At 66.6% G+C, this 23,647-nt stretch carries 25 protein-coding genes; 16 read left to right on the top strand and 9 right to left on the bottom strand.

The features are described 5' to 3' along the window. From wrbA to pdxH, 3 genes are all read left to right on the top strand, one after another. The gene (wrbA, locus tag QC821_RS11220) at window positions 1-624 is read left to right on the top strand and encodes an NAD(P)H:quinone oxidoreductase (protein ID WP_309721145.1); all 624 of its coding nucleotides are present in this window, start codon (window positions 1-3) and stop codon (window positions 622-624) included. Next, the gene (locus QC821_RS11215) at window positions 621-1,019 is read left to right on the top strand and encodes a DUF2069 domain-containing protein (protein ID WP_309721142.1); all 399 of its coding nucleotides are present in this window, start codon (window positions 621-623) and stop codon (window positions 1,017-1,019) included. Before wrbA ends, QC821_RS11215 begins: the two co-directional genes overlap by 4 nt. A gap of 163 nt (window positions 1,020-1,182) precedes the next feature. Next, a complete protein-coding gene (gene pdxH, locus QC821_RS11210; RefSeq protein ID WP_309721139.1) occupies window positions 1,183-1,824 on the top strand; it encodes a pyridoxamine 5'-phosphate oxidase in 642 nt (213 codons plus the stop codon). A gap of 30 nt (window positions 1,825-1,854) precedes the next feature. Here pdxH and QC821_RS11205 read toward each other — a convergent pair whose 3' ends face one another. Beyond that, entirely contained in the window at window positions 1,855-4,596 is a 2,742-nt protein-coding gene (locus QC821_RS11205) for a bifunctional acetate--CoA ligase family protein/GNAT family N-acetyltransferase (protein WP_309721136.1), read from the bottom strand. A 249-nt stretch (window positions 4,597-4,845) separates the two neighbouring features. Here QC821_RS11205 and QC821_RS11200 point away from each other — a divergent pair, with 249 nt between their 5' ends. Both QC821_RS11200 and QC821_RS11195 read left to right on the top strand, forming a co-directional pair. Continuing rightward, complete coding sequence (locus QC821_RS11200; protein WP_309721133.1) at window positions 4,846-5,796, top strand: histone deacetylase family protein; 951 nt, start codon at window positions 4,846-4,848, stop codon at window positions 5,794-5,796. 86 nt (window positions 5,797-5,882) lie between these two features. Next, window positions 5,883-6,515 (top strand): helix-turn-helix domain-containing protein, encoded by a 633-nt coding sequence (locus tag QC821_RS11195; RefSeq protein ID WP_309721129.1) that lies wholly within the window; start codon window positions 5,883-5,885, stop codon window positions 6,513-6,515. 23 nt (window positions 6,516-6,538) lie between these two features. Here QC821_RS11195 and QC821_RS11190 read toward each other — a convergent pair whose 3' ends face one another. Beyond that, window positions 6,539-7,384 (bottom strand): formate dehydrogenase accessory sulfurtransferase FdhD, encoded by an 846-nt coding sequence (locus QC821_RS11190; RefSeq protein WP_309721126.1) that lies wholly within the window; start codon window positions 7,382-7,384, stop codon window positions 6,539-6,541. A gap of 89 nt (window positions 7,385-7,473) precedes the next feature. Here QC821_RS11190 and QC821_RS11185 point away from each other — a divergent pair, with 89 nt between their 5' ends. From QC821_RS11185 to QC821_RS11135, 11 genes are all read left to right on the top strand, one after another. After that, entirely contained in the window at window positions 7,474-7,902 is a 429-nt protein-coding gene (locus tag QC821_RS11185) for a DUF3305 domain-containing protein (protein ID WP_309721124.1), read from the top strand. After that, window positions 7,899-8,453: a DUF3306 domain-containing protein gene (locus QC821_RS11180; protein ID WP_309721122.1), complete on the top strand. Its 555-nt coding sequence runs from the start codon at window positions 7,899-7,901 to the stop codon at window positions 8,451-8,453. Before QC821_RS11185 ends, QC821_RS11180 begins: the two co-directional genes overlap by 4 nt. Before the next feature lie 194 nt (window positions 8,454-8,647). After that, window positions 8,648-10,351 (top strand): 4Fe-4S binding protein, encoded by a 1,704-nt coding sequence (locus tag QC821_RS11175; protein WP_309721119.1) that lies wholly within the window; start codon window positions 8,648-8,650, stop codon window positions 10,349-10,351. A gap of 4 nt (window positions 10,352-10,355) precedes the next feature. Continuing rightward, window positions 10,356-10,982: a TorD/DmsD family molecular chaperone gene (locus QC821_RS11170; RefSeq protein WP_309721117.1), complete on the top strand. Its 627-nt coding sequence runs from the start codon at window positions 10,356-10,358 to the stop codon at window positions 10,980-10,982. A gap of 67 nt (window positions 10,983-11,049) precedes the next feature. Beyond that, a complete protein-coding gene (locus tag QC821_RS11165) occupies window positions 11,050-11,250 on the top strand; it encodes a twin-arginine translocation pathway signal (protein ID WP_309721114.1) in 201 nt (66 codons plus the stop codon). 35 nt (window positions 11,251-11,285) lie between these two features. Continuing rightward, entirely contained in the window at window positions 11,286-14,138 is a 2,853-nt protein-coding gene (locus QC821_RS11160) for a molybdopterin-dependent oxidoreductase (RefSeq protein ID WP_309721112.1), read from the top strand. 62 nt (window positions 14,139-14,200) lie between these two features. Continuing rightward, on the top strand, window positions 14,201-14,836 hold the full coding sequence (gene fdh3B / locus QC821_RS11155) for a formate dehydrogenase FDH3 subunit beta (RefSeq protein ID WP_309721109.1): 636 nt from the start codon (window positions 14,201-14,203) through the stop codon (window positions 14,834-14,836). Between the two features lie 11 nt (window positions 14,837-14,847). Continuing rightward, window positions 14,848-15,891 (top strand): formate dehydrogenase subunit gamma, encoded by a 1,044-nt coding sequence (locus QC821_RS11150; RefSeq protein WP_309721106.1) that lies wholly within the window; start codon window positions 14,848-14,850, stop codon window positions 15,889-15,891. A 275-nt stretch (window positions 15,892-16,166) separates the two neighbouring features. Beyond that, entirely contained in the window at window positions 16,167-16,475 is a 309-nt protein-coding gene (locus QC821_RS11145) for a DUF1244 domain-containing protein (RefSeq protein ID WP_309721103.1), read from the top strand. 3 nt (window positions 16,476-16,478) lie between these two features. Beyond that, a complete protein-coding gene (gene moaB, locus QC821_RS11140; protein ID WP_309721100.1) occupies window positions 16,479-17,009 on the top strand; it encodes a molybdenum cofactor biosynthesis protein B in 531 nt (176 codons plus the stop codon). Further along, the gene (locus QC821_RS11135) at window positions 17,002-18,219 is read left to right on the top strand and encodes a molybdopterin molybdotransferase MoeA (RefSeq protein WP_309721097.1); all 1,218 of its coding nucleotides are present in this window, start codon (window positions 17,002-17,004) and stop codon (window positions 18,217-18,219) included. The genes moaB and QC821_RS11135 overlap by 8 nt, the downstream gene beginning before the upstream one ends. 4 nt (window positions 18,220-18,223) lie before the next feature. Here QC821_RS11135 and QC821_RS11130 read toward each other — a convergent pair whose 3' ends face one another. The 7 genes from QC821_RS11130 to hrpB all read right to left on the bottom strand — a co-directional run bounded on the left by QC821_RS11130 (window position 18,224) and on the right by hrpB (window position 23,647). Continuing rightward, window positions 18,224-18,802, bottom strand: a complete 579-nt coding sequence (locus QC821_RS11130) for an acyl carrier protein phosphodiesterase (protein ID WP_309721094.1) — start codon at window positions 18,800-18,802, stop codon at window positions 18,224-18,226. Between the two features lie 8 nt (window positions 18,803-18,810). Continuing rightward, window positions 18,811-19,164, bottom strand: coding sequence for a TusE/DsrC/DsvC family sulfur relay protein (locus QC821_RS11125; protein WP_309721092.1), 354 nt, complete (start codon window positions 19,162-19,164; stop codon window positions 18,811-18,813). Then, window positions 19,164-19,454: a sulfurtransferase complex subunit TusB gene (gene tusB, locus QC821_RS11120; protein ID WP_309721089.1), complete on the bottom strand. Its 291-nt coding sequence runs from the start codon at window positions 19,452-19,454 to the stop codon at window positions 19,164-19,166. The genes QC821_RS11125 and tusB overlap by 1 nt, the downstream gene beginning before the upstream one ends. Window positions 19,455-19,469: 15 nt before the next feature. Beyond that, window positions 19,470-19,844: a sulfurtransferase complex subunit TusC gene (gene tusC, locus QC821_RS11115; protein ID WP_309721086.1), complete on the bottom strand. Its 375-nt coding sequence runs from the start codon at window positions 19,842-19,844 to the stop codon at window positions 19,470-19,472. Between the two features lie 7 nt (window positions 19,845-19,851). Beyond that, complete coding sequence (tusD, locus tag QC821_RS11110; protein ID WP_095619350.1) at window positions 19,852-20,244, bottom strand: sulfurtransferase complex subunit TusD; 393 nt, start codon at window positions 20,242-20,244, stop codon at window positions 19,852-19,854. Between the two features lie 156 nt (window positions 20,245-20,400). Further along, a complete protein-coding gene (locus QC821_RS11105; protein ID WP_076747887.1) occupies window positions 20,401-21,069 on the bottom strand; it encodes a Bax inhibitor-1/YccA family protein in 669 nt (222 codons plus the stop codon). A gap of 118 nt (window positions 21,070-21,187) precedes the next feature. After that, complete coding sequence (gene hrpB / locus QC821_RS11100) at window positions 21,188-23,647, bottom strand: ATP-dependent helicase HrpB (RefSeq protein WP_309721077.1); 2,460 nt, start codon at window positions 23,645-23,647, stop codon at window positions 21,188-21,190.

Genomic DNA, 23,647 nt, shown 5'->3' with positions numbered 1-23,647 from the left:
ATGTCTTCATCACTGCCCTATGTACTGGTCCTCTATTACTCCCGCCACGGCGCCACCCGCCAGATGGCCGAACAGCTCGCGGCAGGCGTCGAGCGTATAGCGGGTATCGATGCCCGGCTGCGCTGCGTACCGCCGGTCTCGACCACCTGCGAAGCGGTCGAGCCCGAGATTCCCGCCGAGGGAGCCGTCTACGCCAGCGCCGACGACCTGCGTCACTGCGCCGCACTCGCCCTGGGCAGTCCCACCCGCTTCGGCAACATGGCCGCACCGCTCAAGTACTTCCTCGACGGTACCAGCGAGCTATGGATGAACGGCGCGCTGATCGACAAGCCGGCCACCGCCTTCACCTCGACCTCGAGCCTGCACGGCGGCCAGGAAACCACGCTGATCACGATGCTGATGCCACTACTGCACCACGGCATGGTCTATGCCGGCCTGCCCTACAGCGAAACCGCACTGTTTACCACCCAGAGCGGCGGCACCCCCTACGGTGCCAGCCACGTGGCGGGCAGTCGCAGCGAGCGACCGCTCGACGACGACGAGCGCAGCCTGTGCCAGGCCCAGGGCCAGCGCCTGGCCCGCCTGGCGCTTGCGCTTGGCGCAGCAAGGAGTGCCAGCACATGAAGCAGATGCTGGAACGCTGGGAGACGCAATACGGTATTGACGCCCTCACCGAACGTGCCCGACGCGGCGTGCTGGGTAGCTATGTGCTGCTGCTGGTACTGCTGGTCTATAGCGGCACCGTCATTCACAGCATCGAGGAAGGTGGCTGGATCCCGGTCCTGGTGCGCGGCCTGCCGCTGGTCCTGTTCCTGCCCTCGATCATTGCTCGCCGCCCCCGCGGCCACGCCTGGCTGGCCTTCGTCAGCCTGCTCTACTTCATGCAGGGCGTGATGGTCGCGACCCTGCCCGGCCAGGGGCTGTTCGGCATGTTCGAGGCGCTCACGGCAATGACGCTGTTCGCCGCCAGTACCTGCTACGCGCGTTTTCGCAGCCGCCAGCTGCGCCAAGCGAGCTGATTCGCCACCTCGCAGCCGTCATGGCTGCGACATAACCTGGGTTACCGGCAGCCACGAACGGCTTGATCTAGCATGCACCAATGGCCCATTGCAGGGTCAATATTCTCGGTTGAGCCCAGCGCCGTGAGCGGCGAAGATGGTCACACGCTTTCAGGAGATCGACATGACACGAGACATCGCCGATATCAGGCGTGACTACGAGGGCGGCCGCCTCGACGAAGACGGCACCCCACAGACGCCCTTCACGCTGTTCGACGAATGGTTCCAGCTGGCGCTCGAATCCGAGGGGGACGATGGTAACGCCATGACCCTGGCTACCGCCGATACCCAGGGCCTGCCCCACGCGCGGATCGTGCTGCTCAAGGGCTATGACGAGCAGGGCATGGTGTTCTACACCAACTACCACAGCCACAAGGGCAGCGAGCTGGCCAACGTACCCCAGGCGGCGCTGGTATTCTGGTGGCCCTCGCTATCGCGCCAAGTGCGCGTCGAAGGGCGCGTCGAGCAGGTCAGCGCCGAGGAGTCCGATCACTACTTCGCTAGCCGCCCTCGGGGTAGCCAACTAGGTGCCTGGATTGCCACCCAGAGCGTTGAGATACCCGACCGTCACTGGCTAGAGGAGCGCCAGTCGCGCTATGAGCAGCTGTACGCCGAGCAGGAGATCGCTCGCCCGGCCCACTGGGGCGGCTATCGCCTGGTCCCGGAAATGCTCGAGTTCTGGCAGGGCCAGCCCAGCCGCCTCCACGACCGCATCCGCTATGAGCAGCGCGACGGCGACTGGCACAAGTACCGGCTCGCCCCCTGACGGCAGACGACGCCCCATCAAGGGCGTCGTCTACTCCATGGCACTGTCGAGGCGCAGCTTCTGCCAGTCGCTGACCGGCTCGTTGAGTCGCAGGCTGGCGTGCATCACCTGCTCCTCCATGTCGTAGCGCAGACGAAAGCCGAGGTGCTTCATCAGCGCACGCATCGGGTGATTGTCGACCATCACCGTGCCGACCATCTCCAGGGTGCCCACCCCGCGGCAGTAGCGAATCATCTTGTTCATCAGCAGGCTGCCCAGACCGTGGCCGTGCATGTCGTCGCGGATGATCACCGAAAACTCGGTGCGAATGTTGTCTGGGTCGTTCCACACCCGCACCACCCCGAGCATCTCCTTGCTGCCGTCATCGCGATGATGCTCGGCGATGAACGCCATTTGCCGGTCGTAGTTGATATGCGCCAGCATCGACAGGTCGCGCTTGGTCAGGTCGGCCTTGTGATGGAAGTAGCGAAAGCGAATGCTCTCCTCGGAGAGCTGGGTATGGAAGGCAGTGATCAGCGGTGCATCCTCGGCGCGGATCGGGCGCACCTCTACCGCCATATCGTTGCCCAGCGTTACCCATTCGCGCAGCTCCTCGGGATACGGCATGATCGCATGGCGCGCCGGGGTGCCAAGATCCATGGCGAAGTCCACCGCCACCACGCCATCGCGATTGAGCAGCAGCGGATTGAGCTCCAGCCCCTTCAGCGCCGGCAGGTCGGAGGCCATCTGCGAGAGCTTGACCAGCAGCTGACAGAGCCGCGCGATGTCGCGCTGCGGGTCGCGGGAGTGCTCGCGAATCAGCTTGCTGGCGTGAGTACGCGCGATCAGATCGTCGGCCAGGGTCATGTTGAGCGGCGGCAGCGACACGTGGCGGTCGGCCAGCACGTTGACCTTGTAGCCGCCGATACCGAACACGATCACCGGGCCGAAGATCGGGTCGCGGGTGATACCGGCGCATAGCTGCATCGAGTGCTTGCCGCGCTGCATCGGCTGCAGGCAGAACTCGCGGATGGTCACGCCGGGAAACTTCTCGGCGACCTTTTCGCTGAGCTGCACCACGCCCTCGGCGACCTGCTCGGGGGTGGTCAAGTCCTGCAGCATGCCGGCGGAGAGCTTGTGCGGGTGGCGGCGATAGCGATATGGCACCACGTTGTGATCATGGACCACCTTGAGCGCCATCGGCTCATCGAAGCTCGCCGCGGCCGCCTCATCGGCACTGTGCAGGTAGCGACTGGGGGCAGCGGGAATCCCGTAGGTCGCCAGCACCTGAGCCGTCTCGGAGTGTGTCAGGCTCTCGCGTCCATCCTCCCGGGCGCGTTCGATCAACGCATGGCAGCGCTGGCGGATCTCTGCGGTCGTCGCGAAGGGCAGGCTCGGCGGGGTCTCCTGGAGCAGCGTCTGGACGCGCTGGTAGTCGACCATATGCATGAAGGCCTTGACCGCCTTCTCCGGCGAGATATAGGTGGGAATACCGGCCAGGTTGCACTCATGGCGTGCCGAAAGCGCCTCCTCGAGGCCCATCCAACTGGTCAGCAGGTTGCGCTTGAAGCGCTTGCGATTGGCGACGATGGCCTCGGCGGTAAGCTTGGAGGGCGCCAACCGGGTCGGCGCATGCACCACCAGCACCGCATCGACGTCGGGGTCGGCGGCGACCACCTCGAGGGCATCGACCATGCGCTCCGGGGTGGCATTGCCGCCCAGGTCCACCGGATTGCGCCCCGGCAGGCTCATGTCGAAGTCACCGCGGGTCAGGGCATCGCGGGTGGCGTCGCTGAAGCTGGCAAGCCGCCCGCCGGCGCTGATCAGCTTGTCGATGGCCAGCATCGCCGGCCCCAGGCCGTTGGAGACGATCGCCAGGCGATCGCCGCGCAGCGGCTTCATGCGCGATAGTGTCTCCAGCGCATCGAATAGCTCGTCGGAGTCATCGACGCGCACCACCCCGGCGCGGGCCAGGGCAGCGTCGAAGATCACGTCGCGATTGGCAATCCCCGGGGTCGGTGCCAGTCCCGAGAGATCCGACTCCGGCGTCCGTCCGCTCTTGATCGCCAGCACCAGGCGGTTGCGCGACGCCTCGCGCAGCGCGGTCATGAAATGCTGGGAGTCGTGAATGCGCTCGAGGTGCAGCAGAATCGCCTGGGTCGGCGCATGCTGATTGATGTAGTCGATCAGGTCGGGCAGCATCACGTCGACGCTGTCGCCCAGCGTCACCAGGTGCGAGAAGCCAATGCCGCGGCCCGCGGCCCAGTCGATCATGGCATTGCCGAGCATGCCCGACTGGCCGAGATAGGCCACCCGCCCCGACTTGACCGGCTGGCTGGCATAGGTGGCGTTGAGCTTGCGCCCGGGCACGATCAACCCCAGGCACTCCGGCCCCAGTACACGAATCCCGCTGACCCGGGCGGCCTTGATCATGCGCTCGCGAATCGAACCGCCGTCGCCACGGCGGTCGTCGAGGTAGGCACCGCCTGAGAGCACCATCACCGCCTTGACGCCGATGCTACCTAGCCGCTCGATCAGCTTGGGTACGCTGTCCACCGGCGAGCAGATCACCGCCAGGTCGGGGCAGGCCGGCAGGTCGCCGACGCGCTTGACGCAGGCCACGCCGTGCACGCTGGCGTAGCCCTTGGGGTTGACCGCCCACAGCTGGCCGGGAAACCCCGCTTCCAGCAGGTTACGTACAACCAGCCCGCCCATGGAGTGGGGCTTTTCCGAGGCGCCGATGATCGCCAGGCTGCGTGGCTCGAAAAAATGCCGCAGAAATCGTGTACCCAAGAACTCTCTCCTGAAGCCTTCTACCCTCATGTGCGCGCGGGACGCTGGCGGCAGGTCGCAGAGGAGGTTCTACGCCATGGATGGCGTAGGTAGCGCCCAGGGAGGGTTCATAGCGCCTCCTCGTAGGCCTGCCGGCGGATCAGTCCCGAGCGATGCTGCTATGTTCGATACTCCTATGTACGACTTATTGACACTGTCCTGCAAGGCCCGCTGCCGATTAAGGTCGCAGCATCTCCCGCGGAGCCTGCGATGATCACCGCCTACATTACTCATCCCCGCTGCATGGATCACCATATGGGGCCGCAGCACCCAGAAAGCCCGCTGCGCCTCGAGGCGATTCGCGCGCGCCTGGCGCTGGCCGGGGTGCTGCAGCAGACCATGCAGTCGGAGGCCAAGCCGGCCACCGACGAGCAGCTGCTGCGGGTCCACCCGGCCCGCCACCTCCACGCCCTCGACAAGTGCGTGCCCGACGACGGCCTGGTGACCATCGACTCGGGCGACACCCTGATGAACCCGCATAGCCTCGATGCCGCACGCGTGGCCGCCGGCGCCGTGGTGCGCGGCGTCGACCAGGTGTTTCGCCACCAGGCCGACAACGTCTTCTGCGCCGTGCGACCGCCCGGCCACCACGCCGAAGCAAGCGACGCCATGGGCTTCTGCTTTTATAACAACGTCGCAGTGGGCGCGGCCCACGCGCGGGAAGCCTACGGCGCCCGGCGCATCGCCATCCTCGACTTCGACGTGCACCAGTGCAACGGCACCATCGATATCTTCAAGGACGATCCCGAGATACTGATCTGCACCAGCTTCCAGTACCCCTTCTATCCATGGCGCTACCTGCGCAGCGACAGCCACAACGTCATCAACACCCCCCTCGAGGCGGGCTGCGACAGCACAGCCTTCCGTCGCGCCATCGAGGATGACTGGCTGCCGGCACTGCACGCCTTCAAGCCCGACCTGGTGCTGCTCTCCGCGGGCTTCGACGCCCATCGCGACGACCCCATGGCCGAGCTCAATCTCGACGAAGCCGACTACCACTGGGTGACCCGGCTGGCGCTGGAGATCGCCGCCCTGTATGCCGACAACCGCCTGGTGTCGGTGCTCGAGGGCGGCTATGACCCCGACGCCCTGGGCCGCTGCGCCGAGGCCCACGTCAAGGCCCTGCTCGGTCAGCCCTGGTCATCCAGCGCGGCGCAATAAGGCAGGCCAGCGGCGCGCCTGGCCAGCCGGTCAAGACCCGGCTGTGGTATGCTTCAGGAAATTAAATTTCCAATAGTGAACTGCCGATGAGCGCCACCACCGATCAAGACGCCGCCCTGCGCATCGCCTCAGGGCGCAAGCCGTTCGTCGAGCCGCTGCGCCTGGGCGAGCGACTCAAGGAAATTCGACTGGCCAATCACTGGACCCTGGAAGACGTCAGCCAGCGCACCGGGCTTGCCCGTTCGACGCTGTCGAAGATCGAGAACGACCAGATCTCGCCTACCTTCACTGCGGTGCAGAAGTTGATCGGCGGCCTGGGCATCGACCTGCCGCAGCTGCTCAGCCCGCCCAAGCCCCAGAGCCGCACCCTGGGACGCCGGGACCTGACCCGGGTCGGCGAAGGCCAGCAGCACCCCACGCCGACCTACGAGCATGAACTACTATCGTGGCAGCTGGCCCAGAAGCGCATGATCCCGTTCAAGACCATCGTCCGCGCACGGGGCTTCGAGGAATTCAACGAGTGGGTGCGCCACGACGGCGAGGAATTTCTGATCGTACTCGACGGCGATATCCTGCTATATACCGAGTTCTACGAGCCGCTGCGCCTGACCCGCGGCGACAGCATCTACTTCGACAGCGACATGGGCCATGCGCTGGTATCGGTGAGCGACGAGGATGCCGTGGTGCTGTCGGTATGCACCCGCGCCGAGAGTAGCTGAGTCGCCCTCGCTGCAGGCGCGACTCAAGAGGCCTTGCGATCACCGGGACGACGCGGCGGCACATCGTCGAGCAGCAGGCGCCCCGCGGCATTGATCGCCTGGAAATGGCGGCCCTTGGCCCGTGCCACCAGCAGCACGCCAAAACGCTCGGCCAGCTCGACCCCCTTCTGGGTCACGCCGGAGCGCGACACCAGCACGCTGATCCCCATCTGCGCCACCTTGAGCACCATCTCCGAGGTCAGGCGTCCGGTGGTATAGAAGATATCCGCCTCGCCGGCTTGGGTGGCCTCCAGCCACTGGCGTCCCGCCAGGGTATCGACCGCGTTGTGCCGTCCCACGTCCTCGACGAAATCCACCACCTGGTCCTGACGGCAGAGCGCACAGCCGTGCACCGCGCCGGCGCTCTTGTAGGTCTCGTTGTAGGCGCCCAGGTTGTGCAGCAGGCGCCCCAGGGTCGACTGCGCCAGGCGCGTGTCAGGCAGTTCGGCAAGCCCGGTGACGTCCAGCAGGCGGCCGAACACCGTGCCCTGGCCGCAGCCGGTGGTCACCGTGCGCTGGCCAAGCCGCTCCTCGAGGTCCTCCGGTAGCCGGCGGGTCACCACCGCCGCGGCCTCGACCTCCCAGTCGACGTGTACCGCCAGCAGATCCTGGCGCGACGTCAGCAGCCCCTGATTGCGCAGATAGCCCACCACCAACGCCTCGGGCTCGGCCCCCAGGGTCATCAGGGTGACGATCTCGCGCTTGTTGAGATAGACCGTCAGCGCACGTTCGGCGGCGATCGCCTGGCGACGGGAGGTGCCGAACTCGTCGATCACCTCGACCTCGAGGGTCGTCGGCAGGCGCGCCCGGCTCAGGCTGATGGCTGTCATATCGTGAGCTTCCCCATGCGGTTCAGTGGCTTGACCATGATGGCACTCCTGTCGCTTACTGTCTTCAGTCATCCCATCGAGCAGCCAATATGTCGACACCCAGCCTACGCCAACTGAGCCTGGCACTTGCCGGCGAGAACAGGACCGTCAAGGGCTTCACTCGCATGCAGTGGCGCATCGCCGCCCTGGCGCCGGGCGACCTGGGCCCACATGTGCTCGACCTGCAGCTGTATATGACCGAGCGCGCTGCCTATCGCTTCAACCTTACCTCGAGCGAGCCACGCCTGTTCGTACGCTGTGGATTTTCCGGCGAACACCCCCACCCCACTGCCATCACCGCCAGCCAAGACGTCGCCGCTGGCTGGATGGACGGAGAGCAGCAGGTGCTGGAGGCGCCCATGCCCATGGCCGTACAGGTGTGGTTGGAAGCCTACCTGGCACGCCATGGCGAAGCCCCGGCCGAGGGTCGCAAGAAGAAGCGCAAGGGCGCCGGGCGAGCGCGGGAGGACCAGGTATGAATCGCTTCGCGCGCTGGTCGCAGCGCAAACGCGGCCTGGAGAGCGACCCGCCCCCCGCTGACGAACCTCAGCATAGCGCCCCGCTGGTCGGCGATGCCGACTCCCCCCCAGCCGACGGCGACACGGCCCTCGACGCCGTCTCGCCCGGCGGCGACGAGCTGCCCCCCGAAGGCAGTCTCGACCATACCCTGCCCGACCCCGACAGCCTGGGCCCGGGCAGCGATTTCAAAGCCTTCCTGGCGCCGGGGGTGAGCAGTGCGCTCAAGAACCGCGCCCTGCGTCGCCTGTGGGCCAGCGGCAACTACAACGTTCGTGACGGCCTGGACGACTACGATCTCGACTATTCGCAGATGCGCAAGATGAGCGCCGCCACCAGCGAGAACGTTCGCAAGTGGGGCAGGAAAGTGCTCGACGAGCTCGAGGAGCAGGACGAAGCGCCAGCAGCAATCGATGACACCCAAGACGACGACGCGGCGGCTACGCCTGACGCTGGGCATGTTGCACGGCATAGCACAGAGAGCGCAGAACCGCCGCCGGAGGGCGAACGTTGAAAGCGCTTGGCCCTGGTCAACTGCGCATAGACTAATGAGGCATTGGCGACGCTGTACGCAGGCGTCGACACTAGTTGCATTATATCGGCACGCCATCATAATGAGCGCGCTAATCATAAGGCTACGCTGTACAAGCAATGCCACGAAAGCGGTGCCATGACGCCGCTTCACGCCTGACCCGATGATGAGAGACCATGACGCAACGCATCGCGCTGACCCAGCTCGACGCGCAACACAACCGGCAGGCGAAGTCCGCCGCGTTGACGCGCGTATCCTGGCCAACCAACCTGACGCCGGCAAGCGTCAGTTACCAGAGTCACGGCCACGTGCTGATCATTGGCGGAGCCGCCAGTTGCCGTGCCGCCTGTGACGCCCTCGCCCCCCACCTCGGTGCCGAGGCACTGAGCAGCATTACCCTGATGATCGATGCTACCGAGGGCTCCACGGCAACACTCGACGACCTGCCCTCGGGCGTGATCTGCCAGCGAGCCGACTTCACCCGCCAGTCGCTGTCGATCAGCGGCTACCTGGGCAATTTCAGCGTACTCCTGGAAGGTGCCGGCGAGTCCATCGACCTGGCCAAGGCCAGCCTCACGCGACCGCACTTCGATCTGATTGTCGATTTGGGCGCCACGCCCTGCCTGACGCTAGAGCTACCGCCACCCGGCTATCATGCCGTGACGCCGGGCAGCGACGCTTACCACGAGGCCCTGGCCGCCCTGCCGGAGATGATCGGCGAGTTCGACAAGCCCAAGTACTTCCAGATCGACCACGACCTGTGCGCCCATGCCGGGCGTGGCCAGCAGGGCTGTACCCGCTGCCTCGAGGTGTGTCCGGCCGATGCCATCGCCAGCCAGCAGAAACGCATCGAGGCGTGGATCGAAATCGATCCGTTCCGCTGCCACGGCGCCGGCAGCTGCACCTCTGCCTGCCCCACCGGCGCCATCCAGTATCGGCTGCCCAAACCCGAGGCGCTGCAGGACTACATTGCCCGGCTGCTGGCCGCCTACCATGAGGCCGACGGCCAGGCGGCAGTGGTCCGCTTTGCCGATCGTGCGAGCCTCGCCGCCGAAGCATCCGAACCCGCAGGCCATATCCTCGACGTGCCCCTCGAGGAGCTCGGCGCGGCAGGCCTCGACGACTGGCTGCTGGCCTTGACCCAGGGCGCCTGCGAGGTGCGCATCCAGCGCCCCGCTGAGCTACCGCCCCGCATGGCGGCCCAGGTCGAGGCGCAGCAGGCCGAGGCCCACGCCCTGCTCGAGGCGCTAGGTCATGACCGGCGCCGCCTGGTGATGCTCGAGGCCGATAGCGATGCCACGCAGCGCGATGCGCTGCCGACCCTGCAGGCGCTGCCGGTTGGCCCCCTGGCCACCGGCACCAAGCGCCAACGCCTCAATGCCAGCCTCGAGTGGCTGGGCCAGCATGGCAGCCCCTCCGGCGAGCGTCATGACCTGCCTCAGGGCGCGCCCTTTGGTGGCCTGGCGATCGACAGCGAGGCCTGCACGCTGTGCATGAGCTGTGTTGCGGTGTGCCCCACCCCGGCGCTCAAGGGCGGCGAGGCAAGTCCGGAGCTGAGCCTGCGCGAGGCCGACTGCGTCCAGTGCGGCCTGTGCGACAGCGCCTGCCCCGAGAACGCCATCAGCCTGATACCCGGTTTCCTGGCGAGCGACGCGCGTAGCGCACGGCAGATCGCCAAGCAGGAGCCCGCCTTCGAGTGCATCAGCTGCGGCAAGCCGTTCGCGACGGTCAGCACCATTGCCAGCATCAAGACCAAGCTCGCCGACCACCCCTACTTCGCCGGCGATGCCATGGCGCGCCTCGAGATGTGCGAGGACTGCCGCGTCAAGGACGTATGGCATGAACTGGCCCGCAACCCCCATGCTCAGCTGAAGGTGTGACGCCATGAACCATGCCACCGACACGCCCACCGCCATCGACGACAGTGACGCCCTGCGCGCCGACGTCTACCGCCTGCTGGGTCGACTGCTCAGCGCGCCGCCGGATGCCGAGCTGCTGACCTTTGTCGCCGAGCTGGAAGCCGAGGGCGACGACACCGCGCTGAGCCAGGCCTGGCAGTCCCTGGCCCAGGCCGCCGACGCAGCCGATAGCGAGGCCCTGGCACGTGACCACTTTCGCCACCTGGTCGGCGTAATTCAGGGCGAGGTCGTACCCTACGCCTCATGGTATCTGCACGGCACCCTGATGGACGAACCGGTGGTCGCGGTACGCCGTGACTTGCGCCGTCTGGGACTCGAGCGAGACCCGGCGGTCAAGGAGCCCGAGGATCACCTGGCGGCGCTATGCGATGCCATGGCCTGGCTGATCGAGCAGACGCCGGCCGAGCAGGCGAGCTTTTTCAATCACCACCTGGCGAGCTGGGGCGAGCGCTGCATGCACGACCTGGCCGCCGTGGATACCCCGTTTTATGCCAGTGTCGGCCGCCTCGGCCAAGCCTACCTGGCGATGGAAGCAGAGCGTCATGACGCCGCTCTCAGCGCGGTGCGGATCGTTGATCCAGCGCCTAACTGAGGCATGGAGGCCAGTGCTACAACCGCTACGCTGTTAACAGACAAGAAGCAACGAGGAGAATCACAGCATGCCTGACCAACATAACCCTCAGCGGCGTCGTTTCCTGCGCGTGATGGGCATCGGTGGCGCCGCCGCCGGTACCGCCGCGGTGATCGGTAACGTCACCCTGGTGCAAGCCGACAAGCCCGCCAGCGAGAAGCAGGACACCTCACTGAACTATCGGGAAACCGACCATATCCGCGCCTTCTACGCCACGCTGCGTGACTGACGCCTTCGCGGCTCACGGTTAAGAGGAATGATTCGATGCGCTTGACAAAAAAAGCCACCACTCCCGCCAAGGCGGGGCTGGGCATCTCCCGCCGCCAGTTCCTGAAGCGTAGCGGTGCCACCACCGGCGGCCTCGCCGCTGCCGGCTTCATGGGCAACGGCATGCTGCGCCCGGCAGAAGCCAGCGGCAAGACACCGGTGTCCGATGCACCGGTAGAGACCAAACGCACTATCTGCTCCCACTGCTCGGTGGGCTGTGGCGTCTACGCCGAGGTTCAGGAAGGCATCTGGACCAAGCAGGAGCCGGCCTTCGACCACCCCATCAATCGTGGTGCCCACTGTGCCAAGGGCGCCTCGCTGCGCCAGCACGGCCACTCCACGCGGCGTCTCAAGTACCCGATGAAGCTGGTCAACGGCGAGTGGCAGCGCATGAGCTGGGACGATGCCATCGACGAGATCGGCGACAAGCTGCTGGAGCTGCGCGAGGAGTACGGTCCGGACAGCGTCTACTGGCTGGGCTCGGCCAAGTTCAATAATGAACAGGCCTACTTCATGCGCAAGCTGGCCTCCATGTGGGGCACCAACAATACCGATCACCAGGCGCGTATCTGCCACTCCACCACCGTGGCCGGGGTGGCCAACACCTGGGGCTACGGTGCGATGACCAATTCGCTCAACGACATGCAGAACAGTCGGGCGATCCTGTTTATCGGTTCCAACCCATCCGAAGCGCACCCGGTGGCCATGCAGCACATCCTGATGGCCAAGGAGAAGAACAACTGCGACATCATCGTCGCCGACCCGCGCTTCACCCGCACGGCGGCCAAGGCCAACAAGTTCGTGCGCATCCGCCCCGGCTCCGACGTGGCCTTCATCTGGGGCCTGCTGTGGCACATCTTCGAGAACGGCTGGGAGGATAGCGAGTACATCGCCCAGCGCGTCTACGGCATGGAGGATGTCCGCGCCGAAGTGGCACAGTTCACCCCCGACGTGGTCGAGGACGTTACCGGCGTGCCGGAAAGCGCCATGTTCGATACCGCCAAGCGCCTCGCCGACAACCGCCCGGGCTGCGTGGTGTGGTGCATGGGTGGTACCCAGCACACCACCGGTAACAACAACACCCGCGCCTACTGCATCCTCGAGCTGGCGCTGGGCAATATCGGCAAATCCGGCGGCGGCGCCAACATCCTGCGCGGCCACGACAACGTCCAGGGTGCCACCGACCTGGGCCTCGGCTCCGATTCGCTGCCCGGCTACTACGGCCTCGCCGAAGGCGCCTGGCAGCACTGGGCCAAGGTTTGGGACGTCGATTACGACTGGCTCGAGAGCCGTTTCGAAGACGCCGAATACGCCGACGGCCGGCCGATGAACAGCGCCGGTATTACCGTGTCGCGCTGGGTCGACGGGGTGCTCGAGGACGACGAGAACATCTCCCAGCGCACCGCCCTCAAGGCGATGTTCTACTGGGGGCACGCGGTCAACTCCCAGAGCCGCGGCCCGGAAATGCAGCAGGCGATGCAGAAGCTCGACATGATGGTCATCGTCGACCCCTACCCCACCGTTGCCGCCGTCATGCACGACCGCAGCGACGGCGTCTACCTGCTGCCTGCCGCTACCCAGTTCGAGACCACCGGTAGCGTCACCGCCACCAACCGTTCGCTGCAGTGGCGCGACAAGGTCATCGAACCGCTGTTCGAGGCCAAGCCCGACCACGAGATCATGTACCGCTTCGCACGCAAGCTCGGCTTCGGCGACGAGTTCGTTAAGAATATCGAGATGAACGGCGACGAGCCGCTGATCGAAGATATCCTGCGCGAAATCAACCGCGGCATGTGGACCGTCGGCTACACCGGCCAAAGCCCCGAACGCCTCAAGGAACACCAGCAGAACTGGCACACCTTCAGCTTCAGCAACCTGCGCGCCGAGGGCGGCCCGGCCGACGGCGACTACTACGGCCTGCCCTGGCCGTGCTGGGGCACGCCGGAGTTCCGCCACCCCGGCTCGCCCAACCTCTACGACACCAGCGTGCCGGTCAAGGAAGGCGGCATGGGCTTCCGTGCCCGCTTCGGTATCGAGCGCAACGGCGTCAACCTGCTGGCCGACGGCTCGGCGCCGGTGGAGTCCGACCTCACCGACGGCTATCCCGAGTTCACCGCCCAGATGCTCAAGGACCTCGGCTGGTGGGACGACCTGACCGACGCGGAGAAGGAAGCCGCAGACGGCGAGAACTGGAAGACAGACTTCTCGGGCGGCATCCAGCGCGTGGCCATCGAGCACGGCTGCGCACCCTACGGCAACGCCAAGGCGCGCGCCGTGGTCTGGACCTTCCCGGACGAAGTGCCCAAGCACCGCGAGCCGCTCTACACCACGCGCCGCGACCTGGTCGAGCGTTTCCCGACCTGGGACGACTTCGACTCGATCATGCGTCTGCCGACGCTCTACAAGACCATTCAGGATCGCGACAACTCCAGCGAATACCCGATCATCCTGACCTCCGGCCGCCTGGTCGAGTACGAAGGGGGCGGCGAAGAGACCCGCTCGATGTCGTGGCTCGCCGAGCTGCAGCAGGAGATGTTCGTCGAGATCAACCCGGCCAACGCCAATGACATCGGCATCAGCGACGGTGACGAGGTGTGGGTCGAGGGTGCCGAGGGCGGCCGCGTCAGGGTCAAGGCGCTGGTCACCCCGCGGGTCGACCGCAACGTCGCCTTCATGCCGTTCCACTTCGGCGGCATGTTCCAGGGCGAGAACCTGCGCGATCGCTACCCCGACGGTGCAGACCCCTACGTGCTCGGTGAGGCGGCCAACACCGCCACTACCTACGGCTACGACCCGGTGACGCTGATGCAGGAAACCAAGTGCACCATTTGCCGGATCGAACGCGCCTGACATCGCGACCCTGAACGCTTGACGGCGCGGCAGGTTTGCCGCGCCGGTATAGGAGAACAACCATGGCCCAGATGAAATTCATGTGTGACGCCGAGCGCTGCATCGAGTGCAACGGCTGCGTCACCGCCTGCAAGAACGCCAACGACGTCGAATGGGGCATTCAGCGCCGCCGCGTCGTCACCCTCAACGACGGCGAGCCCACCGAGGTATCGATCTCGGTGGCCTGCATGCACTGCGACGACGCGCCGTGCATGGCGGTGTGCCCCACCGACTGCTTCTACAAGACCGATGACGGCATCGTGCTGCACGACAAGGACCTGTGCATCGGCTGCGGCTACTGCCTCTACGCCTGCCCGTTCGGCGCGCCGCAGTTCCCGAAGCAGAACGCCTTTGGCGAGCGCGGCAAGATGGACAAGTGTACCTTCTGCGCCGGCGGCCCCGCCGACAGCAAGGAAGAGGAGTACGAGAAGTACGGCGCCAACCGTATTGCCGAGGGCAAGCTGCCGCTGTGTGCCGAGATGTGCTCCACCAAGGCGCTGCTGGCCGGTGACGCCCAGACCGTGGCCGACATCTTCCGCCAGCGCGTCGTTCAGCGCGGCCATGAGGACGGCGCCTGGTCCGAGGTCAACCGCCAGGGACCCGACACGGCAGCAGCACGCATGGATAACCTGGCCTACGACGCCACCCGCCAAGGGTAAGGAGGCCTCCCATGTCCCTGCTCAGACATGCCTGTATCGTGCTGCTGATGGCGCTGCTGACGCTCGGCGTCGGCAGCCAGGCCGTGGCGCAATCGGCTGACCCCAACCGTGAAATCTCCACCTCGGTCGGGGCTGCCAACGCCGACACCTGGCGCCAGGTAAGAAGCGGCGAGGTAGATGCCAACTATCGTGACTCGCGCCACGACTCCAACTACAACCTGATCAACGCCGCCGGCCAGACCTGGCGGGAGATCCGCAACCACTGGGTCACGCCGTTCGGCCTGATCGCGCTGGGCGGCATGATCGCCATGATCGTGCTGTTCTACGTGATCTTCGGTCGCAAGGAACTCGATGAACGCCCCACCGGCCGCAAGCTGTTTCGCTGGTCGGCGCTGGAACGCTCGCTGCACTGGAGCGTTGCCACGCTGTTCATCATCCTGGCGCTGTCGGGGCTCAATATCCTCTACGGCAAGTTCGTGTTCCGCTCGCTGTTCGGCGACGCGGTATGGGGGGCGATGATCTCGGCCTCCAAGGTCTCGCACAACTACCTGGGGCCGCTGTTCGGGATCCTGCTGCTGATCATCCTCGCCAAGTTCTTGAAGCATAACCTGCCCAAGAAGCATGACCTGGCCTGGTTCAAGAAAGGCGGTGGCCTGATCGGCAAGGGACACCCCGACGCCGGCTTCGCCAACGCCGGCGAGAAGGTCTGGTACTGGCTGCTGGCCACCGCCGGCGTGGCGGTGATCATTAGTGGCCTGGTGCTCAACTTCCCCAACTTCGACCAGACCCGCGACACCATGATGTGGGCCAACGTCATCCATGCGGTGGCGGCACTCGGCCTCACCGCGGTGGCGCTGGGCCATATCTATATCGGCACCATCGGTACCGAAGGCTCGCTGGAGGGCATGAAGACCGGCTATGTCGATGAAGCCTGGGCCAAGGAGCACCACAACCTGTGGTACGAAGAGGTCAAGGACCAGGCAGTCGATGCCGAGTCTCTTGATCAGTCGACCAGCGATGACGGCGGCAAACCGGCACCCAGTCAGCCCGGTTAGCACCTCATCTAACTAACCCTGGCCTAAGTAGCTGCTAGCGTCAGCGAGGGACGCCGGCGACAGGTCGCAGAGGAGGTTCTACGCCATGGATGGCGTAGGTAGCGCCCAGGGACGGGTTTACAGCGCCTCCTCGCAGACCTGTCGGCGGATCAGTTCCGAGCGCAGCCACTGTCTAAGTGGCCTTGATGATCGACCTGCGAACACCGCCTACGGGCGGTGTCTTTTGTTATGCTTGGCGGCAAACGCCGCTCCCTGTTTCCGACACGAGGATGACCATGCAACATCTCGACGATGCGACCCGCACCGAACTTGAAGCCGCCGCCTTCCGGCGCCTGCTCAAGCACCTCGACGAGCACAAGGAAGTGCAGAATATCGACCTCATGGTACTCGCCGGATTCTGCCGCAACTGCTTCTCCAAGTGGCTGGTCAACGCCGCCGACGAGCGCGATGTCGCACTCGATCTCGACGCCGCCCGCGAATACGTCTACGGCATGCCCTACCAGGAGTGGAAGGACAAGCACCAGACGCCGGCCAGCCCCGAACAGCTAGCCGCCCTCGAGGCCCGCCATTCACACAAGGGCTGAACCATGAGCGATGATCGCAACACCCAGGTGCCGCTCAACGTCGCGGTGCTGACGGTTTCCGACACCCGCACCGAGACCACCGACCGCAGCGGCCAGACACTGGTCGAGCGGCTTGCCGCTGCCGGCCATCGCCTGGCCGACAAGCGTATCGTGGTCGACGACGTCTATCGTATCCGCGCCCAGGTCGCCGCCTGGATCGCCGACCCGGCAGTACAGGTGATCCTGACCACCGGCGGCACCGGCTTCACCGGGCGTGACTCTACCCCGGAAGCCGTCAGGGTGCTGTTCGACAAGCCCATTGAAGGCTTCGGCGAACTGTTCCGGCAACTCTCCTACAAGGATGTCGGCAGCTCGACCATCCAGAGCCGCTGCCTGGGTGGACTGGCCAATGCCACCGTGGTGTTCTGCCTTCCCGGCTCTACCGGCGCCTGCCGCACGGCATGGGACGGCATCCTGCTCGAGCAGCTGGATAGCCGCCACAAGCCGTGCAACTTCGCCAACCTGGTCATCCCTGAGCGCGGCACCCATGGCTGATGACCTGCAGACCGTCGAAGCCGCGCTGGCCGCCCTGCTTGACGGTGTCGCGCCGCTGGCGGCGGAAACCGTACCGCTGGAGGTCGCCGGCGGGCGCGTACTGGCCGAGAGTGTCGCTGCACGCCTAGACGTGCCCCCCTTCGATAACAGCGCCATGGATGGCTATGCGCTCCACCACCGGGATGCCGGTAAGTGGCTCGCGGTCAGCCAGCGCATCGCCGCCGGCCAGCCCGCCGCCGCGCTCGCTCCCGGCAGCTGCGCGCGCATCTTCACCGGCGGCGAGATCCCGCCCGGGGCCGACTGCGTCGTGATGCAGGAGAGAGTGCAGGAGCGCGTCGAGCTCGACGGCCAGCGAGCGCTGATGCCAGCGGATATTCCCGCCGGCGACAACCTGCGCCGCCGCGGCCGTGATGTCAGCGCCGGCGACACACTGCTCGACGCCGGCCAGCCACTCAATGCCGCCGCACTCGGCCACCTGGCCGGCCAAGGGATTACCGAGGTCAGCGTCACGCGCCGCCCAAGGGTCGCCCTGCTCTCCACCGGCGACGAGGTGATCGACCCCGGCCAGCCGCTGGCCGCGGGGCAGATCTACAACTCCAACCGACCGATGCTGCGCCAGTTGCTCGAACAGTTCGGTGCCGAGGTGGTACTGGCCGAACGCGTGGCCGACGACTTCGATGCCACCTGCCGCTGCCTGTCCGATGCCGCCGCCAGAGCGGACGTCGTGGTGACCACCGGCGGCGTCAGCGTCGGCGAAGAGGATCACGTCAAGGCAGCGCTGACGCAGCTCGGCGAGCTCGACCTGTGGCGGCTCGCCATGCGCCCCGGCAAACCGCTGGCACTCGGCCGCCTGCCGCGCACCGACGGCAGTTCGGCGCGCTTCGTCGGCCTGCCCGGCAACCCGGTGTCGGGGTTCGTCGGCGCCTGGCTGTTCCTGCGCCCATTGGTCGGCGCCCTGCTCGGCTGCCCGACGCTTGCTGCACTGCCGCGGCTGCGCGCTCGCGCCGAGTTCGCCACCACCACTCAGGCCCGCCAGCACTACATGCGCGTGGCACTGGACTTCACTGCCGACGGCATCACCGCCCGCGCCTTTCGCGACCAGAATTCGGGGGTTCTATCGTCCTGCATTCAAGCCGATGCGCTGGCGGTGATCCCGGCCCATAGCGAGGTGTGCCAGGGTGACGAGATCGACTGCCTGTGGCTGCAATGAGCGCTTATCCGGGCTTGCCGCCGTCGCTCTCCAGTGCCGCATTCACGGCCGGCCACAGCCGCTGAAAGTCATGCTCCAGCGCCGCATAGTCGTCGTATAGCCACGGCACCAGCTCGGCCAGCCGGTTGGGGCCCGACAGGCGCCGCCCGATGCCGGCCACCGCACGGCAGGTGAAATCGAAGTCGGCGTAGCCGCGCAGCCAGTCGTGAGCCACCAGCGACGGCACCATCTGCTCCAGGCGCGCCGGCGCCGAGCGTACCGACAGTAGCCGATAGCAGCGCTCGACCAGCTGCTGCTGCTCGGCCAGCGCCGCGGTATCGCGAGAAAGGAAGTGATCCCACACCAGGTCCAGGGCGATCGCCGCATAGCGCCGCTGGGCGCGCGGCGCGCGATGGCGCGCCGCCAGCACGCTGGGATGACGATCTACCCAGGCGTCGACGCGCCGGTGGTGGCGAATACCCAGCGCCGTGGCATCGGGCCAGTCACCGAGATCGCTGCCCTTGACGCCATCGGCAATCAGGTTGCCGTAGAGGAAGTCATCGCTGCCGCGACGCGCCAGCCAGGCGTGGGCGAGAAAGTTCATGGGCAGGCCTAGAGGCAGTTGGCGGGCTTGGGCAGCCCCGCCAGCCGCGCGCCGACCTTGGCTGGGCTGTCGGGGAACAGCCGCATCAAGTGCAGCGACTTGCCCTTCTCAGGCCCCAGCGCCTGCCCCACCGCCTTGACCAGCGGCCGCATTGCCGGCGACGCCTCGAAGCGCGCGTAGAAGTCGCGCAGCACCTCGATCACCTCCCAGTGCTCGGCGGTCAGTGTCCGCGACTCCTCGGCAGCGAGTGCCTCGGCCACCGCTGGCGACCAGTCATCGAGATGGATCAGGAAGCCTTCGGGATCGAGTGGCACCTGTTTAGAACCCACCTGAAGATAACGGTATATTTCCGAGGAGGCCATCAGAACCAGCTCACCGTCTTGTCGGCTTCTTCGGTCAGGGTGACGAAGCCGTCGGCGTCCACCACCAGCACCTCGGCGGCACAGCGGCCGGCCAGGCCACGCGCCTCGAGGTCCTCGCGCAGCGCAAACAGCCGCCCGTCGAGCTCACCGAAGTGGCGTATCAGCGATGGCAGCGCCCCCTGTACGCCGTCCTCGATCAACAGCAGGCGGTCGTCGGGCCCCATCGCCGCCAGCGCCTGGCGATAGACGCGGCTCTCGGTGGGGGAACGGTTCAAGGTGTGCAGGATCATCGCAGTCTCCCCGCCTCAGAAATTCATGACCAGCGGATGGGCCGCCAGCGTCGCCGCCAATTCGGGCGGTGCCAGCGTCGTTACCGGAAGCAGCAGATCGGCGACGCCAAGCCCGCGCTCATCGAGGGCCTGCTGGTCGACCAGCAGCGTATCGATATCATACATCGCCAGCATCTCCAGCGTCGGCTGGGTGCCCTTCTGCCCCAGCGCCCCGACTGCCTGGCCGGCAACCAGCGCGGTGACGCCCTCACCAACGAACAGCAGCGTCACCCGGCGGCCGAAGGCGGCTGCCACCAGGGCGGCATCCAGGCCTTCGCGCAGCCAACTGGTGCCGTGGGGGGCATGGCGCAGTATCACCAGCACCTCGCCGTTCAGGCTCTCATCGTGCATGGCAACCTCACGGGGAAAAGGTGATCAGGCGGTCGTGGCTGAGCCCGGCATCGATCAGTTGGCCGAGGCCGGTGAGCTCGAACGGCGCTTCGAGGCTATGCCCCTGCTTGCCGTGGCGGGCCGCCTCGCGTTCATCGAGCAGGCCACGGCGCAGCCCGGCGGCAATACACACCTTGAGCTGGGTGCCGTGGTTATCATGCAGGGCACGGAAGCGGTCGACCAGGTGCGGTTCATCCTGGGGCGGCGCAGCCAGTCGGGCGGCGTTATAGACCCCATCATGATAGAAGAATACCGTCTCAAGACGATGTCCACGGGCTATCGCGGCCTCGCCGAAGCGCAGCGCCGAGTGCGCCGCCTGACGGCTGTAGGGCCCCCCCTGCACCAGCAAGGCGTATCGCATAGGGCCAACCTCCTTCTTGCTTGACAGCCTACCAAAACAAGCAGGCCCCACCATCTAGGCGGGGCCTGCATGACCCAGGGCTATCGCAGATGATAGCACCGCTCGGAGCTGATCCGTCGACAGGATCGCCCTACTGCACGACCGCGAGCCCTAGGCTCAGTCGCTGTTCATGATCCCCAGGATCGACAGCAGGCTGACGAACAGGTTGTAGATCGACACGTACAGGGTAATGGTGGCGAGGATGTAGTTGGTCTCGCCGGCACGGTGCACGATCTCGCTGGTCTGGAACAGGATCGCTGCAGAAGCAAACAGCACGAACCCGGCAGATACCGCCAGCGACAGGGTCGGGATGTTGAAGATCAGCGCCGCGACCATGGCCAGGATCAGCACGATGGCGCCGGCCAACAGGAAGTTGCCGAGGAAACTAAAGTCCTTCTTGGTAATCAGCGCCACCGCCGACAGGCCGATGAAGGTTGCACCGGTCATGGCCAGGGCGTTCATGATCAGCGCCGCGCCATTGGGCATGGCAAGATAGGCGCTGAGGATCGGCCCCAGAGTAAAGCCCATGAAGCCGGTGAAGGCGAAGGTCGCCAGCAGGCCGGCGGCGGAGTTGGCGGTCTTGTGGACCAGGAACATCAGGCCGTAGGCGCCGATGAAGAACACGAAGATGTTCATCCTCTCGATGCCCATGGCCATGGCGGCCCCGGCGGTCACCGCAGAGAACAGCAGGGTCATGGCCAGCAGGGCGTAGGTATTGCGCAGCACCTTGTTGGTACTGACAGCGCTCGCCTGGCGCTGTGTCACATGGGACTCTTGGTAAGCCATCGATCAATGCTCCCTGAAATTGTAGATCTTGCGTGAACCAAGGATGCCGTCTCGCGGGTGTCGGTGCAAGACTTTCGGTTAACGCTTTGAACAGCAATGCCTAAGCTGAGTTCCACCATTATTGAACGCGACGCTTGGTGCGCGCCGTGGCCTCGGCGCTGAGGGGATCCTCCGGCCAGGGGTGCTTGGGGTAGCGCCCGCGCATGTCCTTGCGCACCTCCGGATACCCGTTGACCCAGAAACTGGCGAGGTCGCGCGTCACCTGCAGTGGGCGGCGGGCCGGTGACAGCAGGTGCACCAGCGGTGTCACCCGGCCGTCAACCAGGCGCGGCGTCGACTGCCAGCCGAACAGCTCCTGCAGCTTGGCGGCCAGCAGCGGATCGTCTCCTGCCAGGCAGGGACGGTAGTCGAGCCGTATGCTGTTGCCGCTGGGCAGCGTCATGCGCTCCGGGGCTAGCGCCTCCAGGCGTTGGCGCAGCATCCAGTCGAGCCTGTCTAGCGCGTCCAGCAGGTAGCGGCCCAGCGGCAGTCGAGGGATTGCCTCGAGCCGCGTGATGCCGTCGAGATAAGGGCCCAGCCACGCATCCAGGTCGTCCAGCAGTGCCGCCTGGGACCAGTCGGGCCAGGGTTCGCCGAATTCGCGTCGCAGCAGCGCCACCCGGCCGCGCAGCTGGTCGGCCGCGTCATCGAAGGGCAGCGTCGCGTTGCGCTGCAGCGCCGCGAGGAGCGCGCCGCGAACCGCCTCCGGTGGCAGCGAGGTCATGGGCCGTCTGGCCACCACCAGCGCCTGCAGGGCGCGCACCTGCTCGCCGAGCAGCCGCCCCTCCTGATCCGACCACTCGACCCTGTCCTGCCACTCGGCAAGCGAAGGAAAGCACGCCTCGAGACGCGCCAGAGTGACCGGCGCCGCGCGGTAGATACTCGCCGCCGTAGCGTCGCCGTCGAGTTCGGCGGCCACCAGCAGCTCGGCGTGGGCCAGCGGATGGCGCTCGGGCAGCGTCGCCTGGCCGCCGCCAGCCAGGCGAAAGCGCCCCACGCCCAGTTGCTGGGCGACCCGTTCGGGAAAGGCCAGCGCCAGCAGTTCGCCTAGTGCATCCAGATGCTCGACCGACAGCGACACCCCAGCGCTGCGGCATAGCCGCTTGGCATCGCGCTGCCACTGGCGGTGCTCCTCGGGATGCGCGAGACGCTGCTCGAGGGCACGAGTCAGGTCCACCTCACGCTCGGCGTCGCGCCCTTCCAGCAGCGCCACCAGGGCGCAGGCCAGCGCCACGCAGCCGCGCTCGGCGGCGTGTTCGAGCATCACTGCCAGGCGCGGATGCATCGGCCAGCGCGCACAGCGCCGGCCACGCTCGGTCAGATGATGCTGTGCGTCGAGCACGCCCAGGCGCTGCAAAAGATCGCGGCCGGCGGCCAGCGCGGCGGCCGGTGGCGGAGTCACCCAGTCCAGCGCAGCGGCGTCGCTGATGCCCCAGCGCGCCAGCTCGAAGGCCAGCGGCGCCAGGTCGGCCTGGCGTATCTCAGGCTCGGCATGGGGCACCAGCGGCTGCTCCTCGGCCCACAGCCGATAGCAGACGCCGGGGGCCTGACGCCCAGCGCGCCCGCGCCGTTGATCGGCGCTGGCGCGGTTGACGTGGCGTGTGGTCAGGCGCGTCAGGCCAGTGCGGGGCTGAAACAGCGGCACACGCTCGCGCCCGGCATCGATCACCACCCGCACGCCGTCCACGGTGACGCTCGACTCGGCAATCGCCGTGGCCAGCACCACCCGCTGGCGCCCGTCGGGGTCTCGGCGCAGCGCGCGGCTCTGCGCCTCCAGCGGCAGCCGGCCGTGAAGCTCGACCACCGCAGGCGTCGCCGAGCGCTCGGCGAGCACCCCGGCCAGGCGACGAATCTCGGCCACCCCGGGCAGGATCACCAGCACGTCGCCCGCCGCCTCGGCGAGCGCCTCCGCCACCACATCGGCCTGCTGGCGGGCCGTGTCGTGGGGGTGGCGTGCAGCACGCAGCGGGCGATAGTGGGTGGTGACAGGATGACTGCGGCCCGGACACTCGATCAGCGGGGTCTCTGCGCCCAGCAGCGCCTGAAGCGCCGCCACGTCAAGGGTCGCCGACATCACCAGCAGGCGCAGGTCGTCGCGCAGGCCCCGCTGTACGTCGAGGGTCAGCGCCAGTCCGAGATCGGCCTCGAGGCTGCGTTCATGGAATTCGTCGAACAGGATGCCGTTCACGCCTTCGAGCAGCGGATCGTCCTGCAGCAGGCGGGTCAGCACCCCCTGGGTGACCACCTCGATGCGCGTATGCGGCCCAACCCGGCTCTCGCCGCGCATGCGATAGCCCACCGTCTCCCCTACTGTTTCGCCGAGCTGCTCGGCCATATAGCGCGCCGCCAGGCGGGCGGCCACTCGCCGCGGCTCGAGCAGCAGCAGCTTGCCGTTTTGGCACCACTCGGCATCGAGCAGCTCCAGGGGCACACGGGTGGTCTTGCCGGCCCCGGGCTCGGCGACCAGCAGCGCCGTGTTCGACGCATCCAGGGCGCCGACGATGGCCGGCAGCCGCGCCTCGATCGGCAGCTCGGACAC

The sequence above is a fragment of the Franzmannia qiaohouensis genome (assembly GCF_031451695.1).
In the GTDB taxonomy this organism is placed as follows: domain Bacteria; phylum Pseudomonadota; class Gammaproteobacteria; order Pseudomonadales; family Halomonadaceae; genus Franzmannia; species Franzmannia qiaohouensis.
Note: the sequence above shows the minus strand (reverse complement) of the source record. Positions and strands in the feature narration are given on the sequence as shown.

What these genes read in the sequence shown, in the direction of transcription:
- QC821_RS11175 (WP_309721119.1), top strand. Translation starts at nt 8,648, where the DNA reads ATGACGCAACGCATCGCGCTGACCCAGCTCGACGCGCAACACAACCGG.
- tusD (WP_095619350.1), bottom strand. Translation starts at nt 20,244, where the DNA reads ATGCGATACGCCTTGCTGGTGCAGGGGGGGCCCTACAGCCGTCAGGCG.
- QC821_RS11200 (WP_309721133.1), top strand. Translation starts at nt 4,846, where the DNA reads ATGATCACCGCCTACATTACTCATCCCCGCTGCATGGATCACCATATG.
- QC821_RS11195 (WP_309721129.1), top strand. Translation starts at nt 5,883, where the DNA reads ATGAGCGCCACCACCGATCAAGACGCCGCCCTGCGCATCGCCTCAGGG.
- moaB (WP_309721100.1), top strand. Translation starts at nt 16,479, where the DNA reads ATGAGCGATGATCGCAACACCCAGGTGCCGCTCAACGTCGCGGTGCTG.
- tusB (WP_309721089.1), bottom strand. Translation starts at nt 19,454, where the DNA reads ATGATCCTGCACACCTTGAACCGTTCCCCCACCGAGAGCCGCGTCTAT.
- QC821_RS11165 (WP_309721114.1), top strand. Translation starts at nt 11,050, where the DNA reads ATGCCTGACCAACATAACCCTCAGCGGCGTCGTTTCCTGCGCGTGATG.
- fdh3B (WP_309721109.1), top strand. Translation starts at nt 14,201, where the DNA reads ATGGCCCAGATGAAATTCATGTGTGACGCCGAGCGCTGCATCGAGTGC.
- QC821_RS11170 (WP_309721117.1), top strand. Translation starts at nt 10,356, where the DNA reads ATGAACCATGCCACCGACACGCCCACCGCCATCGACGACAGTGACGCC.
- QC821_RS11105 (WP_076747887.1), bottom strand. Translation starts at nt 21,069, where the DNA reads ATGGCTTACCAAGAGTCCCATGTGACACAGCGCCAGGCGAGCGCTGTC.
- QC821_RS11125 (WP_309721092.1), bottom strand. Translation starts at nt 19,164, where the DNA reads ATGGCCTCCTCGGAAATATACCGTTATCTTCAGGTGGGTTCTAAACAG.
- QC821_RS11190 (WP_309721126.1), bottom strand. Translation starts at nt 7,384, where the DNA reads ATGACAGCCATCAGCCTGAGCCGGGCGCGCCTGCCGACGACCCTCGAG.
- QC821_RS11150 (WP_309721106.1), top strand. Translation starts at nt 14,848, where the DNA reads ATGTCCCTGCTCAGACATGCCTGTATCGTGCTGCTGATGGCGCTGCTG.
- QC821_RS11180 (WP_309721122.1), top strand. Translation starts at nt 7,899, where the DNA reads ATGAATCGCTTCGCGCGCTGGTCGCAGCGCAAACGCGGCCTGGAGAGC.
- QC821_RS11130 (WP_309721094.1), bottom strand. Translation starts at nt 18,802, where the DNA reads ATGAACTTTCTCGCCCACGCCTGGCTGGCGCGTCGCGGCAGCGATGAC.
- QC821_RS11160 (WP_309721112.1), top strand. Translation starts at nt 11,286, where the DNA reads ATGCGCTTGACAAAAAAAGCCACCACTCCCGCCAAGGCGGGGCTGGGC.
- QC821_RS11135 (WP_309721097.1), top strand. Translation starts at nt 17,002, where the DNA reads ATGGCTGATGACCTGCAGACCGTCGAAGCCGCGCTGGCCGCCCTGCTT.
- QC821_RS11145 (WP_309721103.1), top strand. Translation starts at nt 16,167, where the DNA reads ATGCAACATCTCGACGATGCGACCCGCACCGAACTTGAAGCCGCCGCC.
- pdxH (WP_309721139.1), top strand. Translation starts at nt 1,183, where the DNA reads ATGACACGAGACATCGCCGATATCAGGCGTGACTACGAGGGCGGCCGC.
- QC821_RS11215 (WP_309721142.1), top strand. Translation starts at nt 621, where the DNA reads ATGAAGCAGATGCTGGAACGCTGGGAGACGCAATACGGTATTGACGCC.
- QC821_RS11185 (WP_309721124.1), top strand. Translation starts at nt 7,474, where the DNA reads ATGTCGACACCCAGCCTACGCCAACTGAGCCTGGCACTTGCCGGCGAG.
- tusC (WP_309721086.1), bottom strand. Translation starts at nt 19,844, where the DNA reads ATGCACGATGAGAGCCTGAACGGCGAGGTGCTGGTGATACTGCGCCAT.
- wrbA (WP_309721145.1), top strand. Translation starts at nt 1, where the DNA reads ATGTCTTCATCACTGCCCTATGTACTGGTCCTCTATTACTCCCGCCAC.